Origin of the sequence: Janthinobacterium kumbetense, assembly GCF_023703445.1 — a bacterium.
GTDB classification, from domain to species: domain Bacteria; phylum Pseudomonadota; class Gammaproteobacteria; order Burkholderiales; family Burkholderiaceae_D; genus Janthinobacterium; species Janthinobacterium kumbetense.
In genome coordinates this window covers 1-1,600 of the sequence record NZ_JAMQGR010000030.1, presented here as the reverse complement: position 1 = coordinate 1,600, position 1,600 = coordinate 1, and the positions used below count along the sequence as shown (strand labels likewise).

At 59.6% G+C, this 1,600-nt stretch carries 1 protein-coding gene; it reads right to left on the bottom strand.

Features of this window, described 5'->3' with window-relative positions; all coding sequences use genetic code 11:
• Nucleotides 1-256 precede the first annotated feature (256 nt).
• Nucleotides 257-1,333, bottom strand: a complete 1,077-nt coding sequence (locus NCG91_RS27790) for a DUF5694 domain-containing protein (protein ID WP_251352082.1) — start codon at nt 1,331-1,333, stop codon at nt 257-259.
• Between the last annotated feature and the right edge of the window lie 267 nt (nt 1,334-1,600).

Genomic DNA, 1,600 nt, shown 5'->3' with positions numbered 1-1,600 from the left:
TAGACGATGGGGACCTGTGCTGGCTTTACTCTCAGCGGACTCTTCGTTGAAGGCTTTACTTAGCCCCTCAAAAAAGCGTGCGCGAAGTTTAACACGAAGCGATTCACGAAATCAACTGCCGGCCTTCTTTTTTCCACCTTATTTGTATCTTTGCCCCCTATGGAGACAGGATGATGGCAGGAAGATATGGAAAGCAGTGGCACGCCAGGCACGCAGGGAAAACCGCGCCAACCACCTGGCGCGGCAAAAGCATTCCTTAACGCAAGATATCGCCCGTACTGGCGATGCGCACGTCATGCATCTGGCCCAGATACGCCTCCAGGTAGCCCTTGTGGGATGCGCCGACGATGACCAGCACGCGCATGCCCGGGCGCGCCGCCATGATTTCGCGGATATTCGACGCCATGCGCAAGTTGCGCACCTCCCAGGAGGCCACGTAGTTGCGGCCATAACGCTGCGGCGACGGTTCTTCCAGCGCCGCGCCAAAGTCGCCGCGGAAGGCCAGGTCCGCCTCTGCGCGTCCGTTATAGGCGCGGTAGATCGCCAGCACACCGGCGGGCGTATTCCATTGCTCCTCAAACCCGGCATGAATGCGCTTGCGCTCGGCCGAAGAGGAATTATTCCAGGCCGCCCTAATCGCCTTGCCATACGCCTTTTCATCGTCGACAGGCATATCGGACGTATGGTCATCCATGGCATGCACCCGCTCGTGCCCGCCCTTCGCCGCCAGCACGGCAGCAATCTGATAACTCTCGTTGCGCTGCCCCAGCAGGGAATTGAGGTTCGCGGCCAGGGGCTCGCTCACGCCGTCACCGGCGCGCCGCCCATCCGCGGGCAGGCGCAGCCATTGCACCAGCGCCGATGCACGCTCGCCACCGGCCAGGAACAGGGAAGCCAACGTGCGCCGCTGGGCGGCGGACGGCGCCGCCGGCCAGGCGGCCAGCAAACGCTCGGCCTGCGCCGTGGCCGCCACCACATCGAGCCCCGTGGCGGCCCGCGCGGCGGAAGTGTCATAGCAATACGCTTTCACTGTATCGTCATAGCGCTGCGGATAGGCGCGCAGGTAAGCGCATTGCAAGCCGGAAAGCGCCTCGATCGCGATCGCATCCGGCCGCCAGCCCGCCAGGCGCTCGTTGAGCAAGCTCAATTGAGACGGATCAAACGGCTTTGGCAATTGCGCCAAATGGGGCGAACCGAGCACCAGCACGTCATTGAACGGCCCCTTTTGCAACTTCAGCGCACCGGGATCGAATTTCGCCGCAGGCGGCGCCTCCGCGTGCGCGGGAACGCGCATAACGGCAGCAAGAAAAAAACTGGCAAATACGCGGTGCATCCTGTCTCCTCAGTGTAATGGTCCATTTTTTATCCGCGGGCATGATGAAATCAAGCCGCCTGCCAAATGTAACCACTCCGCAAATCACTGTCAGTTATATCCATGCAACCAATAGGCACAAAAAAAGCCGCCCGAGGCGACTTTGAATATCTTGTGACTTATATGCTATTGAGGGAGGTTGACGGAAAATGCTCCGGAAATAAAAAAAGCCGCTCAAGGCGACTTTGATTTATTTACTACCTGTTTCTGCGCTGTTGGTGGAGGTAA

Bases quoted from the DNA above. Each gene is read 5' to 3' on its own strand.
- NCG91_RS27790 (WP_251352082.1), bottom strand. From the start codon at position 1,333: ATGCACCGCGTATTTGCCAGTTTTTTTCTTGCTGCCGTTATGCGCGTT.